Annotated in this window: 12 protein-coding genes and 2 pseudogenes; 6 read left to right on the top strand and 8 right to left on the bottom strand. The window is 37.1% G+C overall.

The annotated features are described in order from the left end of the window. Positions 1-106 precede the first annotated feature (106 nt). Both dsbB and nhaB read right to left on the bottom strand, forming a co-directional pair. Positions 107-628, bottom strand: coding sequence for a disulfide bond formation protein DsbB (dsbB, locus tag H1X92_RS09720; RefSeq protein WP_180559951.1), 522 nt, complete (start codon positions 626-628; stop codon positions 107-109). A gap of 214 nt (positions 629-842) precedes the next feature. After that, a complete protein-coding gene (gene nhaB / locus H1X92_RS09715) occupies positions 843-2,387 on the bottom strand; it encodes a sodium/proton antiporter NhaB (RefSeq protein WP_180559950.1) in 1,545 nt (514 codons plus the stop codon). Positions 2,388-2,614: 227 nt separating this feature from the next. On the opposite strand from nhaB, the gene fadR reads away from it, so the two are divergent. Continuing rightward, positions 2,615-3,337 carry a fatty acid metabolism transcriptional regulator FadR gene (fadR, locus tag H1X92_RS09710; protein ID WP_180559949.1) on the top strand — a complete coding sequence of 241 codons (723 nt, stop codon included), beginning with the start codon at positions 2,615-2,617 and terminating at the stop codon, positions 3,335-3,337. Positions 3,338-3,478: 141 nt separating this feature from the next. On the opposite strand, the pseudogene H1X92_RS09705 reads toward fadR, so the two are convergent. Together H1X92_RS09705 and gapA are read right to left on the bottom strand one after the other, a co-directional pair. Continuing rightward, positions 3,479-4,375: pseudogene (locus tag H1X92_RS09705) on the bottom strand (D-hexose-6-phosphate mutarotase). Positions 4,376-4,496: 121 nt separating this feature from the next. After that, complete coding sequence (gene gapA / locus H1X92_RS09700) at positions 4,497-5,492, bottom strand: glyceraldehyde-3-phosphate dehydrogenase (RefSeq protein WP_180559948.1); 996 nt, start codon at positions 5,490-5,492, stop codon at positions 4,497-4,499. A gap of 349 nt (positions 5,493-5,841) precedes the next feature. On the opposite strand from gapA, the gene msrB reads away from it, so the two are divergent. Together msrB and H1X92_RS09690 are read left to right on the top strand one after the other, a co-directional pair. Then, on the top strand, positions 5,842-6,255 hold the full coding sequence (gene msrB / locus H1X92_RS09695) for a peptide-methionine (R)-S-oxide reductase MsrB (RefSeq protein ID WP_180559947.1): 414 nt from the start codon (positions 5,842-5,844) through the stop codon (positions 6,253-6,255). Between the two features lie 55 nt (positions 6,256-6,310). Continuing rightward, positions 6,311-6,565 carry a YeaC family protein gene (locus tag H1X92_RS09690; RefSeq protein ID WP_180559946.1) on the top strand — a complete coding sequence of 85 codons (255 nt, stop codon included), beginning with the start codon at positions 6,311-6,313 and terminating at the stop codon, positions 6,563-6,565. 36 nt (positions 6,566-6,601) lie between these two features. Here the strand turns inward: H1X92_RS09690 and pncA are convergent, their stop codons facing one another. From pncA to sppA, 3 genes and pseudogenes are all read right to left on the bottom strand, one after another. After that, positions 6,602-7,264, bottom strand: coding sequence for a bifunctional nicotinamidase/pyrazinamidase (gene pncA / locus H1X92_RS09685; protein ID WP_180560078.1), 663 nt, complete (start codon positions 7,262-7,264; stop codon positions 6,602-6,604). A gap of 10 nt (positions 7,265-7,274) precedes the next feature. Then, a pseudogene (ansA, locus tag H1X92_RS09680) lies at positions 7,275-8,297 on the bottom strand (asparaginase). Between the two features lie 154 nt (positions 8,298-8,451). Beyond that, a complete protein-coding gene (gene sppA / locus H1X92_RS09675) occupies positions 8,452-10,332 on the bottom strand; it encodes a signal peptide peptidase SppA (protein ID WP_180559945.1) in 1,881 nt (626 codons plus the stop codon). 249 nt (positions 10,333-10,581) lie between these two features. Here sppA and H1X92_RS09670 point away from each other — a divergent pair, with 249 nt between their 5' ends. The 3 genes from H1X92_RS09670 to H1X92_RS09660 are packed head-to-tail and all read left to right on the top strand — an operon-like array spanning position 10,582 to position 14,131. After that, the gene (locus tag H1X92_RS09670) at positions 10,582-11,133 is read left to right on the top strand and encodes an NAD(P)H nitroreductase (protein WP_180559944.1); all 552 of its coding nucleotides are present in this window, start codon (positions 10,582-10,584) and stop codon (positions 11,131-11,133) included. A gap of 10 nt (positions 11,134-11,143) precedes the next feature. Continuing rightward, positions 11,144-12,187, top strand: a complete 1,044-nt coding sequence (gene selD, locus H1X92_RS09665) for a selenide, water dikinase SelD (protein WP_180559943.1) — start codon at positions 11,144-11,146, stop codon at positions 12,185-12,187. Between the two features lie 3 nt (positions 12,188-12,190). Continuing rightward, positions 12,191-14,131: a DNA topoisomerase III gene (locus H1X92_RS09660; RefSeq protein WP_180559942.1), complete on the top strand. Its 1,941-nt coding sequence runs from the start codon at positions 12,191-12,193 to the stop codon at positions 14,129-14,131. Positions 14,132-14,154: 23 nt separating this feature from the next. On the opposite strand, the gene xthA is transcribed toward H1X92_RS09660, so the two are convergent. Further along, on the bottom strand, positions 14,155-14,964 hold the full coding sequence (xthA, locus tag H1X92_RS09655) for an exodeoxyribonuclease III (RefSeq protein WP_180559941.1): 810 nt from the start codon (positions 14,962-14,964) through the stop codon (positions 14,155-14,157). Positions 14,965-15,426: the final 462 nt, after the last annotated feature.

The raw sequence follows: 15,426 nt of genomic DNA, 5'->3' as shown, positions 1-15,426 counted from the left end.
CACTTATTTAGCGGTTTACTATTTCCAGCTAATAACCCCGTAATATTTTCATTAAATCGTCATAGCGAAAGCTGGACTGAAAATTATTAGTCCAGCTAAAATTGTCTTAATAACTATTTTTTTTAAATCCTAAAAATTGGCTTAACAGGACAATTATTGCTAACAAAAAATAAGCAATAAAAATAATTAATAACCATACAGACATTTCTATATTTAAAAATGACCACTGTTTTTGAATGCAGTCACCATAGGCTTCAAAAACAGCTGGAAACCAGTGATTAAGTGGTAGCCATGATGGAAGGTTAACGGCAAAATCGCACGAGTCAAAAGGCGATGGGTAAAATTTTAGTCGGGTATGTTCCCAGGTTAGTTTCAATCCTTGCCAACTGCTGTATAACCATAAAATGAGAGCCACGTAGCGAAGAGTACTTTTTGGTGCGATGGCCGCGATTAAACCAGCCGCCAAGATAGCGAACAGTGCAATCCGTTCGTAAATGCATAATACACAGGGTCTAAGTCCCATACCGTGTTGAAAATAAAGTGCAATAATTTCTAACATACAGGCGCTGATAGCCAGTAACAACCAGGATTTTCTGGTCTGAGAGTAGGAGTAAAAAAATTTAAACATGTTTATTCTATTCCATTTCTTCGAAAAGTTAGTTAGGGAAGCATATGATCTTATTTTGTTTAGACCAAAAAAAATAGCTAATTTAAATTTGTTAATAAGATAGGATAATGAATTGAAATGTAAAATGAAATTTTTCTTTAGCTGATAACTTTTTGTCTTAAAGGAAAATAAAATGCTATAATTTTCAATTAAATAATAGCATTTCTAATAAAAATTATTTAGCTATATTTATCAAGCCTAATGAAGCGAACCACTCAGTTGCTGGGATCAACCATAGTTCTATTGCTAATAAACCGACTAATGTCATCACAATAGTATAAGGTAATGCCATAATAACCATTCTGCCATATGAGAGGCGAATAAGTGGTGAAAGTGCTGAAGTCAATAAAAACAGAAAAGCAGCTTGACCGTTTGGTGTTGCTACTGAAGGTAAGTTAGTTCCTGTATTAATGGCAACCGCCAGATATTCATATTGTTGGCGTGATATTAACCCTTCTTTTAAAGCACTCATTGCTTCATTTATATAGACAGTACCAACAAAAACATTGTCTGAAATAGCAGAAAGTAACCCATTGAATAAGTAGAATAAAAACAGTTGTGATGATTCAGATGACTGTAATACAAATTGAATAAATGGTGTAAAAAGATGTTGATCAATAATAACTGCAACAATTGAGAAAAATACCGTTAATAAGGCGGTAAAGGGTAAAGCTTCTTCAAATGCTTTGCCAATGGTATGTTCGTCAGTGATGCCACAAAATGAGGTAATTAAAATAATCACAGATAAACCAATTAAGCCAACTTCTGCAAGATGGAAAGCTAAAGCAATAATTAACCAAACACCAACTAATGCTTGAGTTATTAGTTGCAGTTTTTCCCGTCGATCCCGTTTTCTACTGGCATTTTTATCGTGCATTTGCAAAATATGGCGGACGCTTTCTGGTAATTCTGCTCCGTAACCGAATAATTTAAAATGTTCGACGCAATAGCAAATAATTAAGCCACATACAAATACCGGTAATGTTACTGGGATCATATGTAAGAAAAAAGCACTAAAATTCCATCCAACATATTTAGCAATAATTAAATTTTGTGGCTCACCAACCATTGTCATTACACCACCTAATGCAGTTCCAATGCCGGCGTGCATCATTAAGCTACGTAAAAAAGCGCGAAATTGTTCAAGGATTTGGTTTTTTTCCCTGGTGTCGGCGTTATTTTCCGGCTGAAAAGGTTCTTTCTGACTGGATACATAGTTATGATAAATAGAATAAAAACCAACGGCTACACTGATCACGACAGCAATTACCGTTAACGCGTCTAAAAAAGCGGAAAGAAAAGCGCTTGCTAGGCAGAAAGCCAGGGAAAGTATACGTTTAGAATGAATTGACAGCAGTAATTTTGTGAAAGCAAATAACAATAATTGTTTCATGAAATAAATGCCTGCCACCATAAAGATCAGCAGCAATATCACTTCAATATTATTAGCGATTTCATGACTAACTTGTTTCGGTGAAGTCATGCCAATGATTATCGCTTCAATAGCAAGTAATCCACCCGGCTGTAGCGGGTAGCATTTTAGCGCCATAGCAAGGGTAAAAATAAATTCGGCAATTAGTAACCAACCGGCAATAAAAGGGTTAACGAAAAAAAAGCACAGTGGATTGATTATCAAAAAGAAAATAATGGTCAATTTGTACCATTCAGGGGAATTACCCAGGAAATTTTTCAACATAATTTGTCTGGTATTTATATTCATTATTACTTGCTTTCCTTCACTAGTAGGTAAGTAAAATTGGCTAACGTAGCATACTACGTTTTTTCAATGCTAGAAATTAAAAGAACGATCTCCTAATTAACGACAAATTGTATTAACTCTTTATGATCAGATTAGTATTTCTTAATAACTTGGCTACCTCAAAGTTTTTCATTCTGATATTATCTCGTTTTATAATGACAAAAAATTTGTTTTAGGTAGAGAAAAATATGATTATTAGAGCGCAAAGTCCCGCTAATTTTGCAGAAGAGTATATAGTTGAAAGTATTTGGAATAATCATTTTCCCCCAGGTTCTATTTTACCTGCAGAACGTGAGCTATCAGAACTGATCGGTGTTACAAGAACAACATTACGAGAAGTTTTACAGCGGCTGGCAAGAGACGGTTGGCTAACTATTCAGCATGGAAAACCAACTAAAGTAAACAATTTTTGGGAAACTTCAGGACTTAATATTTTAGAAACGGTGGCTCGCTTAGATCATAGTGGGGCACCAAAATTGATTGAGGATTTATTATCGGTCAGAACCAATATTTCCGCTATTTTTATTCGAACTGCCTTTCGTAAAAATAAACAAAAATCATTGGAGATATTATCAATAAGAGAAAATATAGAAGATTGTTCTGAAGCATTTAGTAGAGTTGATTATAATATTTTTCGTGGACTGGCATTTGTTTCTGGTAATCCTATTTATGGCTTGATCCTAAATGGTTTAAAAGGACTATATACCCGCGTTGGTCGCTACTTTTTTTCTGATCCTACAGCGCGTCAACTTGCTTATAATTTTTATCATGATTTAGCTAAAATATGTGAACAAGAAAAGTGTGAGCAGGTGCTAGATAGGGTTCGTAGCTATGGCAAAGAGAGTGGTAATATTTGGCGTGAGATGAAAGATAAAGACAATATGATAAATAATTTGTCTGAATCACGTTAACCTCATTGCTCGCTGCACAATCAGTATTTTTTTATTCCCTCATCAAAAGTGAGGGCGTTGATTGAGATCGCAGTAATTCGTATAAAATGCTAATAAAATTTATCAATAGTTATCATTATTTTTTACATAAAAATCGCAAAGTTATCGCATGACGTCTTGCATTTTAATACTACGCACACCTAAGATTAATGACATCCGGGCAGGATTTTCACCTTCTGGTTGCATTGGTTGGCTAATATGAGCAGTTTCAAGACATAGCATTTTTTTGTAACCATCGCTGGTCATGTCTTTTATTGCACTGGATAGTTCAGCACCAGGATTCCAACATACTACATCACTATGATGGTAATGATGTATTTCTAAAATACGTTGCCAATTTTTATCATACACCAAATTACAATCATCGGATTCGGTATAAATACGATCAGTCCGTGCGGTTATATAAGTTTTTATCTCTTCAGGGTAAACGTCACGATCAGCCACTTTATCAACATAATGTTTACCTAATCCTTTAATGTATATTTTATTTATATCACTGACTTGTAAATAAGTATGTAATGCACCAGTAGCAGGCTCAGTACCATAATATTCAAATTCAATTTCACAGGTGGTAGCGAGTTTAAAGCGCATTATTAAGGTAAATTCATGTGGCCATATCTTTCTTGTCGTTTCATTATCAGTAAGTGTTAGCGTAAGGATCACACAATCGGTATGCTCACTATGTGCTGTCAACTGCCATTCTTGTAAACGAGCAAAACCATGGCTGGGTTGCGCGACCAGACCAAACCATGGCCAGCAAATAGGAATTCCGCCGCGAATAGCAATATTTTTTTTAAATAGACTATTTTTACTCAACCATATACAGGCTTTTTCCCCATCAGGCTGCCAGCTAAGTAGTTGCGCTCCCTAAAGGCTGACTGCAGCATTCACTTTAGGATGAGAAACAATAATGACCGTCAGTTCATCGAGCTGGCGAAGTGTAATATAGGCCGAAATTTTTTCTCTTACCGGTAAGCTAAACAGTGTCGTGTCATTCATAATTTCGACCTTTTATCTTTTTTATGATTGCCAATTAGTCAGTTTAAAAATACCGTTGGATTATATGCCAGAATGAAAAAAGCCGCCATTGATGGCGGCTTGAAGTGAGTAATTAGGCTATTTATTTAGCAATATGCGCAATTAAATCTAAAACTTTATTCGAATAACCAGTTTCATTATCGTACCAGGCGACTAATTTTACAAAACTATCGTTTAAGGCAATACCCGCTTTGGCATCAAAAATAGATGTTAATTTATCGCCATTAAAGTCAGTGGAAACAACGTCATCTTCTGTGTAACCAAGGATACCTTTTAATTCACCATTTGCGGCATGTTGGATCGCCTGGCAAATTTCTTTATAAGTAGCAGGTTTATTTAAACGAACAGTTAGGTCGACCACTGAAACATTCGGTGTTGGAACACGGAACGCCATACCGGTTAATTTACCATCTAGTTCAGGAATGACCTTACCAACAGCTTTAGCAGCACCGGTTGACGAAGGAATGATATTTTGTGAAGCACCACGGCCACCACGCCAATCCTTAGCTGAAGGTCCGTCAACAGTTTTTTGAGTTGCAGTTGTTGCATGAACGGTGGTCATCAGACCTTCAATGATACCAAATTTGTCATTGATAACTTTCGCTAACGGAGCTAAACAGTTAGTGGTACAAGAGGCATTAGAAACAATATCCTGACCATTATAGGTGTTATGATTAACGCCCATAACAAACATTGGGGTTTCATCTTTAGAGGGGCCGGTTAAAACGACTTTTTTTGCCCCTGCTGTAATATGTTTGCGTGCGGTTTCATCAGTTAAGAAAATACCCGTCGCTTCAGCAACCACATCAACACCAACTTCGTTCCATTTCAGGTTAGCAGGGTCTTTTTCTGCCGTACAGCGAATAGTTTTACCATTAACCACCAGGTGACCATCTTTAACTTCGACAGTACCATTGAAACGGCCGTGTGTTGAGTCGTATTTCAGCATATAGGCCATATAATTGGCATCTAATAAATCATTGATTGCCACGATTTCGATATCTTTACGCTCTTGGGCAGCACGAAAAACAATACGGCCAATACGACCGAAACCATTAATACCTACTTTGATAGTCATAGTATTTCCACCAGCTATATTTTAATTTAAAAGAATTTAATATTGTTTCTAACGTTACCAAAACCTTGCCATCCGTCAAGCGGAATCGTGTCAATTACCCTAAAAATTGACATATAAAGCACCTTTTGTATGTTTAATAAACAAGCCTAAGGTTAATGTTTTGATTCACTATTATCGTTCTGGACAGGGAGATTTAAAGTGAATATTGATAATATATGTGAATTATATCACAAATCAGATCACAAAAATCTATTTTGCTAGGCTAAAAATAATTGAGATAGTTTAGAGTTAACTTTTACTCATCAGCTAAATATAATTACATTTACTTGAAAATAAGGAAAGCTTTCTTATGACAGAAAAAGAACAAAAACACATTAAGTCGAAAAAACTTAATGAAATACAACATCATGTCACTCAAGAAGCCGGAACAGAGCCGCCTTTTTCAGGTAAATTATTACATAATCAACGAGAAGGTATTTATTACTGTCTATGTTGCCATGCGCCGCTTTTTCTATCGCAAACAAAATTTGATACGGGTTGTGGCTGGCCAAGTTTTTACCAACCGATTAACGATCACGCTGTCAATTATATTGATGACTTTTCCCATGGCATGCAGAGAATTGAAGTGCGTTGCCGTACCTGTAATGCACATTTAGGCCATGTTTTTGCCGATGGCCCACAACCGACTGGGCAACGTTATTGCATTAATTCTGTCGCATTAAGTTTTACTGATCAACAATCTGGTGAGGTAACTGAGGGTTAAGTAACACTTATTCGATGCAATAGAGGTTAATCAACAACAAAAAAGGGGATACAAGATGGAGCTTAATGAACTGGTTGATTTAATGACAGTTGATATTTATCAACGATTGCTGACCGCCGTTGAGTTGGGTAAATGGCCAGATGGTGTTGCGTTAACCCCAGAGCAAAAAGAAAATAGTCTGCAAGCGGTTATGCTTTGGCAGGCTAAGCATAATCATAATGCACAGCATATGACGGTAGGTACGGATGGTAATATCACTTTGAAAACAAAAAATGAGTTAAAGAGCTTATTTGAAAGTGAAAAAAGATAACCAGAGTTTGATTAAATGTTAATAAGTTGGTCACTTCTAGCGAAAATCATTAGCACAGTCATAAGATTGAACATGTAAATCAGAAGATGTTATTAGTTTGGCGCCAGCTAATGCCATTTCTTGTAATGCGTTATGACTGTCTTCTGGATGAAGATTAACGCCCCGACAACCATCTTGGATTACCGTTACTTGATAACCTAATTGTATTGCATCAAGGACGGTAAATTTTACGCAGTAATCTGTTGCTAAACCCATAATATATAAATGTTTGATTTGATTTTTTGTTAACCAACCATCTAACTGGGTTGCATGTTGATGATCATTATCAAAAAAAGCACTATAACTATCGATTGTCGCATTGACTCCTTTTTGAAAAATAGCTTGGATTGCTGACTGATTGAGTGCTGGATGAAATTCCGCTCCTTTCTGATGTTGCACACAATGAACTGGCCACCAAATTTGGCGTAAGCCATTAAGTTTACCCTCGCTACCTACCTTAGTTCCTGAGTTGACAGCAAAACTTAAATGATCAGCAGGATGCCAGTCCTGGCTGGCGATAATAGTAATTCCTTGTTGCTGACAGTAGGTGATAATTGCATTGGCTATATTGATAACACTTTCACTTTCTGATATGGCGAGGGCGCCCCCATTACAAAAGTCATTTTGCAGATCGACTAATAATAGTGCGCTATGTGTCATCATATTATCCTTAGTAATTGTCACTATAACTCAGTTCACCGCGCAAATTTTTTTGCATCAGTGTACGAATATCATTTGTTGTTAAAGATTGGCTGAGTAAATAATGAAGTTTGGTAAGTGTTGCCTCAAAAGTCATATCATAACCACTAATAACACCAACTTTGGCTAATGCGTGCCCGGTTGCATAGCCATTCATGTTAACTCGCCCAGACAGGCATTGTGTCAGATTAACGACGATAATATCGTGTTGACAGGCTTTTTCAAGGCATTTTAACAACTCAGTTTGCGAAGGCGCATTACCGACACCATACGAACGGAGAATCAGTGCCTTGGTTGGTTGCAATAAGATATTTTCGATACTTTGTACTGAAATCCCAGGATAAATGGTAACAACACCAATAGGTTGAGGTGTTATTTTATAGCTGCTGAAATCGTCGTTGTTTTTTGGCAGCGGGCAGCTTTGTAAACAACGGATATGAATACCTGCGTCAATTAACGGAGGGCAATTAGGCGAAGTAAAGGCATCAAAACCATCAGCATGGGATTTGACGGTACGGTTACCTCTAAATAATTTGTTATTAAAAAAAAGCGTCACTTCATTGATAGGGTAATTTGCCGCCAAGTACAAGGCATTGAGAAGATTGGTTTGGCCATCAGATCTTAACGCTTCCAGTGGTATTTGTGACCCTGTCACAATAATGGGCTTGTCTAGATTGTCAAACATAAATGAGAGTGCGGAGGCGGTAAATGCCATGGTATCGGTACCATGTAGAATCACAAAACCATCATAGTTTTTATAGTTATCGCTGATATCATCAGCAATACACTGCCAATCTTGTGGCGTCATATTAGCAGAATCAATTAAAGGATTATGTTCCCGGATGGTGAAATGTGGCATTTCAGCCCGGTGAAATTCTGGCATGCTGGTTAGTTGTTTTTGCAGATGGCCGGAAGCTGGCACATAGCCACGCGTGGAATACTACATGCCAATGGTGCCGCCTGTGTAAACAACATAGATGGATTTTTTTTCCATTCTCAGTACCTAACAATATGAATAAGCAAAAAAAGATAAATTTAAAGAATTATAAAGTAGTTAGTTAATAAAATCTGTGGCATGTTAAATATTAATATAAAACAAAGCGCCCATATGCTGGGCGCTAGTGTTATGACAATGTGATACCTATTTACTAATAAACCTCACCACAATTTAAACAAAATGCATAGCGATTTTGTGGATCATTCATATGGCGGTAAAATTTGATTTGTTGCTGAAGGTCACTAGCTGTCTTTTGTGGTAGTAGTAAGTTCAGTGTATCAGGCATCATTGCCTCAGCACTTGATGTTAATTCAAGTATCAATTGATCAATAAAAGAACGTTCAGGCTGCATCCAATCAAGTGTAGGGGCAGTAATTTTAGCTAATTCAGCCGCTTTATTTACGGCATCGTCAAAATCACCCAGTTTATCAACCAGACCATTTCGTAGCGCGTCTGAACCTACCCATACCCGACCTTGCGCAATTTTGTCTATCTCTGCCGGAGTCTTATGGCGCGCCTGAGCAACATATTTTAAGAAGGTATGATAGCCATTTTCAATAATGATTTGCATCATGTCAGAAAATTGTTTATTAATGCCTTTAGTCGCTGAGATATCCGCTAATGGCGTGGTGGAGACACCATCATTATAAACACCAATTGTATCTAAACTCTTTTCAAAGGTATTTATCACACCAAAAATACCAATTGAGCCGGTCAGGGTTGTCGGACTGGCAAAAATATAATTGGCTGGTGTTGAAATCCAATAGCCACCCGATGCTGCCATTCCCCCCATCGAGACCACAATAGGTTTATTAGCATCACGGGCAGCAACCAGTTCATTACGGATCGCTTCTGAAGCAGTAACACTACCACCAGGACTATTAACACGTAAAACAATTGCTTTGATATCTGGATTAAGTCTTGCTTTACGTATTTGCGCCACGGTTGTTTCGCTGCCTACCATGCCAGGCTCTTGCGGTCCATCAATAATGGCGCCTTGGGCAATTATCACAGCAATATTGCCAGGTTGATCATCCGATTGCTTTTGTTGCATCAGTTGGCTTTGTTGCGGTTGTTCATTGGCATAATCATAAATACTAATGTAATTAAAATGCTGCTCTTTATCATTCCAACCAAATTTTTTGCTTAATTCTTTCTCCATAACGGCAGCGGTAAAAATATGATCAACGAGTTTTTGTTTAACGGCATATTGCGCACTGTCGCCATTGACGTTTTTCATTTCTTCAATCAATTTATCGGCCCCAGGAAAAATATTTTCTGCTGTCGTTTGTCGGTTTTGCGCAAGGGTTGATAAATAATGTTGCCATAGTGAACCGATCCAGACTCTATCTGCTTCACGTGCTTCAGGTGACATATTGTCGCGAATAAATGGCTCTACCGCTGATTTATAGGTGCCAACACGGAAAATATGGCTATTGACTTTGAGGTTATCCAATAGCGTTTTATAATACAGTTTATTGGTTGAAAAACCGTAAATTCCAACATTACCTTGTTGTGACATATAGATATTATTGGCAAAACTGGCTAAATAATATTGTGATTGATTATAGCCATTACCTACGGCGTAAATAGGTTTTCCAGCCTGTTTAAACTCGGTCAACGCCTTACCAATATACTGTAAGGAGGGCTGATCAGAACCAATGAGATTATCCAAATGTAAAACGATACCGGTAATTTTATCGTCATAAGTTGCCCGGCGAATAGTATTTACAATATCAAATAAGGAGTTTTCTTGCATGCGGTTGCTTGATGAGCCTAATAGTTCGCGGCTCATTTTGCTAAGGGGATTAGGGATTGAGACTTGATCTACAATCACACCTTGTAGGTCAATAAGCAGTGCACCATGATATTGGCTAGTCGATTTTTTTTCACTTTTATAGGCAAAATAACTACTTGCTGCGATAAAAATCAAAAAAAGACAGATAAAACTAGTGACAAATCGTCTGATAAAATTAAGTAATCGCCAACTAAATTTAAAAAAGGCTGCGATTAAATTCCATGGGTTTCGCATGTGATCTCCAATTATATGATTAACATATTTATCTTAAAAGGACATAAGATAATTGTCAGCCATGACTCATAGAATAATTAAAATATTATTTTATTGCTATTCAAGCTGATTAAAAATGTTACCTTACTATACTAATGCTGACGATAATATTCTATTTTTGGGAAACTTACTTATAAAACCGTCATTTCTAACCTATTTGTAACTATTCAAAAAGTTGCAATTAAAATTACTATTAACAAGGAGGAGTCTATGGATGCTTTAACGCTATTGTTAACCCGTCGTTCCATGAGCCATCTGACTGCACCAGCACCTGAAGGTCAATCACTAGATAATATTTTAGCAGCCGGAATGCGAGCACCTGATCATGGTGGGTTACGACCCTGGCATTTTGTCGTCATTAAAAATCAAGGGCTGGTTAAATTTGGCCAGTTACTAGAAAAAGCTGCAATTAACGCTAATTTGGGCAAAGCGGTGGAAGAAAAAGCAAAAAAAGCGCCTTTGCGAGCCCCTTTAATTATTGCTGTCATTGCCAAAATTGTCGTCGATACAAAAATTCCTGTCTGGGAGCAAGTTGTTACTGCTGGTTGTTGTGTTCATGCTATGCAGATGGCCGCTGTTGCTCAGGGGTTTGCTGGCATTTGGCGAACCGGTTCTTGGACGACGGATCCAATTGTTAGATCAGGTTTAGCTTGCCAAGAACATGATAAAATTGTTGGCTTTCTCTATTTAGGAACCCCAAAATTCAACCTTCCTATGAAGGCATCTGCACAAGATATGAAGAATTTTGTGAGTTATTATTAAAGGAAAAAAAATGCCAGCAGAAATCAAATTAACTCAATTTAGTCACGGAGCAGGTTGTGGCTGTAAAATTGCGCCAAATATATTGGAGACCATTTTATATAGTGAACGTAAAAAATTTAATGATCCTCATTTGCTGGTCGGCAATGAGACCAATGATGACGCTGCTGTTTATGATCTTGGCAATGGCATAGGGATTATCAGTACTACGGATTTTTTTATGCCAATAGTTGATAAGCCGATTGATTTTGGGCGTATTGCTGCCACTAATGCAATTAGTGATATTTATGCGATGGGCGGCAAACCCATTTTGGCGATTGCGATTTTAGGTTGGCCCATTAATAAAATTCCAGCTGAGATCGCACAGCAAGTGATTGAAGGAGGGCGTATGGTTTGTCAGGATGTCGGTATATCACTTGCTGGAGGTCATTCAATTGATGCGCCAGAGCCTATATTTGGTCTTGCCGTGACAGGTGTTATTAATACCGCTAAAGTAAAAAAGAATAGTACTGCGTTAGCCGGTAGCCAATTATTTTTAACTAAACCGTTAGGAATTGGTATACATACAACAGCAGAAAAGAAAAAGTTATTATTACCTGAACATCAAGGGCTAGCTACTAAGATTATGTGTCAATTAAATAAATCAGGCACAGAGTTGGCAAATATTGAGGGTGTTACTGCCATGACTGATGTAACAGGTTTTGGCCTGTTAGGCCATTTAACGGAAATTTGTCGGGCAGCTAATTTACAGGCAACGGTGGCTTTTTCGCAAATAGCTAAGTTACCACATATTGAAAGTTATATTGAACAAGGGTGTGTACCAGGTGGAACCCAACGTAATTTTGCGAGTTATGGCCATTTTTTAGGTCAGATAACACCGTTACAACGTAATGTTTTATGTGATCCGCAGACATCAGGAGGATTATTAATGGCTGTTTTACCAACGGCAATTACTGAAGTCAAACAAATCGCTTGGCAAAATAATTTATCCTTTAGTGCAATTGGTCAACTAGAGAAACCTAAATCTGGCAGAGCAATGATTGAGGTAGTGGAATAAGCTATGCGCCGTCTATTTATTGCAGAAAAACCTAGTTTAGCGCGTGCAATTGCTGATGTTTTACCAAAGCCACATAAACGACAAGACGGCTTTATTGTGTGTGGTGATTCACAATATGTGACTTGGTGTATTGGTCATTTATTAGAACAAGCTGAACCTGAAGTTTATGATCCCCGTTTCGCACGTTGGTCATTAACTGATTTACCGATCATTCCTGAAAAATGGCAATTAAAGCCTCGAGCTGCGGTTATAAAGCAACTTAATACGATCAAAACACTATTGGCTCAGGCTGATGAAATTGTGCATGCGGGCGATCCTGATCGCGAGGGACAATTGCTGGTGGATGAAGTATTAGATTTTTTAGCTTTGCCTAATGATAAAAAACAGGCTGTTCAGCGTTGTTTAATTAGCGATCTCAATCCGCAAGCAGTGCTTAAAGCCATTGAACGGTTAAGGAATAATCGTGATTTTGTTCCACTTTGTGTATCTGCATTGGCTCGGGCTAGAGCAGATTGGCTGTATGGCATAAATATGACGCGGGCTTATACTTTGCTTGGGCAACGAGGAGGCTATCAAGGGGTATTGTCTGTTGGCCGAGTTCAAACGCCAGTATTAGGATTAGTCGTTAGAAGAGATGAAGATATTGAACATTTTATTGCCAAAGATTTTTTTGAAGTAAAAGCACATATAATCACGCCAAATGAAGAACGTTTTACTGCTATCTGGCAACCAAGTGAAGCGTGCATTGATTACCAGGATGAAGAAGGGCGTCTTATACATCGCTCTTTAGCCGAGCATGTGGCGGCACGAATTACTCATCATCCGGCCTTAGTTGTTGCATATCAAAATAAGCAAGAATTAGAAATTGCGCCCTTGCCTTATTCATTGTCGGCTTTACAAATTGAAGCGGCCAAAAAATATGGCTTAAGTGCAAAGGAAGTTCTTGATGTCTGCCAACAATTATATGAAAAACATAAAGTTATTACTTATCCTCGTTCCGATTGTCGTTACTTACCGCAAGAGCATTTTGCCAGTCGTTATGGGGTATTAAAAGCTATCTCTATTCATCAACCCAGCCTCACAAATTTTGAGTTGGCTGAGTTAGATAAGCAAAATCGTTGCTGGGATGATAAAAAAGTTGATGCTCATCATGCAATTATTCCTACCGCTCGAGCAACAGCAGTGCAGCTTAACCAAAACGAAAGTAGGATTTATGCTTTGATTGCTAGTCAATATATTATCCAGTTTATGGCCAGCGCAAAATTCCATAAACGAGTTATTGAACTGGAGATCGCTGGTGGAAAATTTATCGCCAAAGCACGTTTTTTGGTTAAACCAGGTTGGCGAGCAATAATGAGTACCAAGGAACAGGATGCTGATAATGATGGTATGCCACTACCAGAAGTAAAGGTAAAAGATGAACTATTTTGTCAACAGGGTGAGGTAATAGAAAAGCAAACCCAGCCACCAAAACCTTTTACTGATGCCACTTTGTTGTCAGCTATGACCGGCATTGCCCGTTTTGTGCAAGATAAAGCGCTGAAAAAGGTATTGAGAGCAACGGATGGTTTAGGTACAGAAGCAACTCGAGCGGGTATTATTGATTTATTGTTTAAACGAAAATTTTTAGTTAAAAAAGGCCGTTATATCCATGCTGCGCCAGCAGGAATTGCCTTATTTAAGATCTTACCGCAGGTGGCAGTATTGCCGGACATGACAGCTCACTGGGAGTCTAGATTAACCCAAATCAGTGAAAAACAGTTTCGTTATCAGGATTTTATGTCACCACTGGCGCTGACACTGAAAATGTTAATCGAACAAGCAAAACAACAAACCGATTTAACTATATTCCGTAACTTATCGCTCATCGAAGATAAAACAGAGAAAAAATTATCAGAAAAGAAGAAAAGTCGTCGAAAAATGAAATCAAATGATAACTTATAATAGTGCTATCATTTGATTTTAACTTAACTTAACCTAAATTTTGCCCAAATAGGGGCATGATCTGAAGGTTTTTCCATACTCCTGATGTCATAATCAATGCCTGTTTCAGCACAGCAGGCAAATAATGAACTTGATGCAAGGATCAAATCAATTCGCAAACCTCGGTTATCAACAAAACCTTTTGAGCGGTAATCAAACCAAGAAAATTGATCAGAAATTTCTGGGTTTTTTTGACGATAAGTATCGATCAATCCCCAGGATTTTAATTTATCCATCCATTCACGTTCTTCAGGTAAAAAAGAGCATTTCCCTGCACTTAACCAACGTTTTCTATTAATTTCACCTATGCCGATGTCATGATCCGTTGGGCTAATATTCATATCTCCCATAATAATAATATGGGATTGAGGTGAAAGATTGTTTTGTAGATAAAGTTGCAAGTCTTGGTAAAATTTTGCTTTTGCTGCAAATTTTGTTGGATGATCACGGCATTCTCCTTGTGGAAAATAACCGTTTATTATGGTAATTACTCCTTTTTCTGTCTCAATATCGGCCATAATAATACGGCGCTGGGCATCAATAGCGTCGCTAGGAAAGCCTTTTTGAATAGTGATTGGTTTTTGTTTGCAAAAAAGTGCGACACCATAATGTGCTTTTTGTCCATGATAGCAGATATGATAGCCTAATCGATTAACTTGCTCTAAAGGGAATGCGCCATCATCAACTTTGGTCTCCTGTAAGCCAATGACATCAGGTTGGTGTTTTTCTATGATGGCTTCAAGTTGGTGGATACGAGCTCTTAGGCTATTAATGTTAAATGAGACAAATTTCATTCTAATCGGTTACCTAATTGAAATATATTTATGTAAATATTTTATCAGATTGAATATATAAATGTAACCCATTGTATAAAACATTTTCTTTTATTTATTAAGGGTTTATATTTTATATTTAAATTATCTCGTGTAATTGATAATTATATAATTTTAAAAAAAATATATAATATTAAAAAAATAATTAATTTTATTCAAATTAATAAACTATAATTAAAAATGCACTATATGAAAATTTGTTTTTTTGTGAGGAAATAATAGTTAGATGTAATGATGTCGTTTGCTAAAAATCAATTTATGAAATTAATTATTGAGGTTTAATTATTTTTCTTTAAATTACTAGCCTAAGTGCTTTTATCTTAAAGAGCTGTAAAAAGGTATTCTTTTGAATTTCTGGGTCAGCTAAAAATTATTAAATAAAGTTTTAAATATTTCTATTTGATATTTAAGATTGAAGTGGAG

Origin of the sequence: Arsenophonus endosymbiont of Apis mellifera, assembly GCF_903968575.1 — a bacterium.
Taxonomy (GTDB): domain Bacteria; phylum Pseudomonadota; class Gammaproteobacteria; order Enterobacterales; family Enterobacteriaceae; genus Arsenophonus; species Arsenophonus apicola.
The sequence above is the reverse complement of the archived record's forward strand: the minus strand, read 5'-3'. Positions and strand labels throughout refer to the sequence as shown.

Bases quoted from the DNA above. Each gene is read 5' to 3' on its own strand.
- dsbB (WP_180559951.1), bottom strand. From the start codon at position 628: ATGTTTAAATTTTTTTACTCCTACTCTCAGACCAGAAAATCCTGGTTG.
- nhaB (WP_180559950.1), bottom strand. From the start codon at position 2,387: ATGAATATAAATACCAGACAAATTATGTTGAAAAATTTCCTGGGTAAT.
- fadR (WP_180559949.1), top strand. From the start codon at position 2,615: ATGATTATTAGAGCGCAAAGTCCCGCTAATTTTGCAGAAGAGTATATA.
- gapA (WP_180559948.1), bottom strand. From the start codon at position 5,492: ATGACTATCAAAGTAGGTATTAATGGTTTCGGTCGTATTGGCCGTATT.
- msrB (WP_180559947.1), top strand. From the start codon at position 5,842: ATGACAGAAAAAGAACAAAAACACATTAAGTCGAAAAAACTTAATGAA.
- H1X92_RS09690 (WP_180559946.1), top strand. From the start codon at position 6,311: ATGGAGCTTAATGAACTGGTTGATTTAATGACAGTTGATATTTATCAA.
- pncA (WP_180560078.1), bottom strand. From the start codon at position 7,264: ATGACACATAGCGCACTATTATTAGTCGATCTGCAAAATGACTTTTGT.
- sppA (WP_180559945.1), bottom strand. From the start codon at position 10,332: ATGCGAAACCCATGGAATTTAATCGCAGCCTTTTTTAAATTTAGTTGG.
- H1X92_RS09670 (WP_180559944.1), top strand. From the start codon at position 10,582: ATGGATGCTTTAACGCTATTGTTAACCCGTCGTTCCATGAGCCATCTG.
- selD (WP_180559943.1), top strand. From the start codon at position 11,144: ATGCCAGCAGAAATCAAATTAACTCAATTTAGTCACGGAGCAGGTTGT.
- H1X92_RS09660 (WP_180559942.1), top strand. From the start codon at position 12,191: ATGCGCCGTCTATTTATTGCAGAAAAACCTAGTTTAGCGCGTGCAATT.
- xthA (WP_180559941.1), bottom strand. From the start codon at position 14,964: ATGAAATTTGTCTCATTTAACATTAATAGCCTAAGAGCTCGTATCCAC.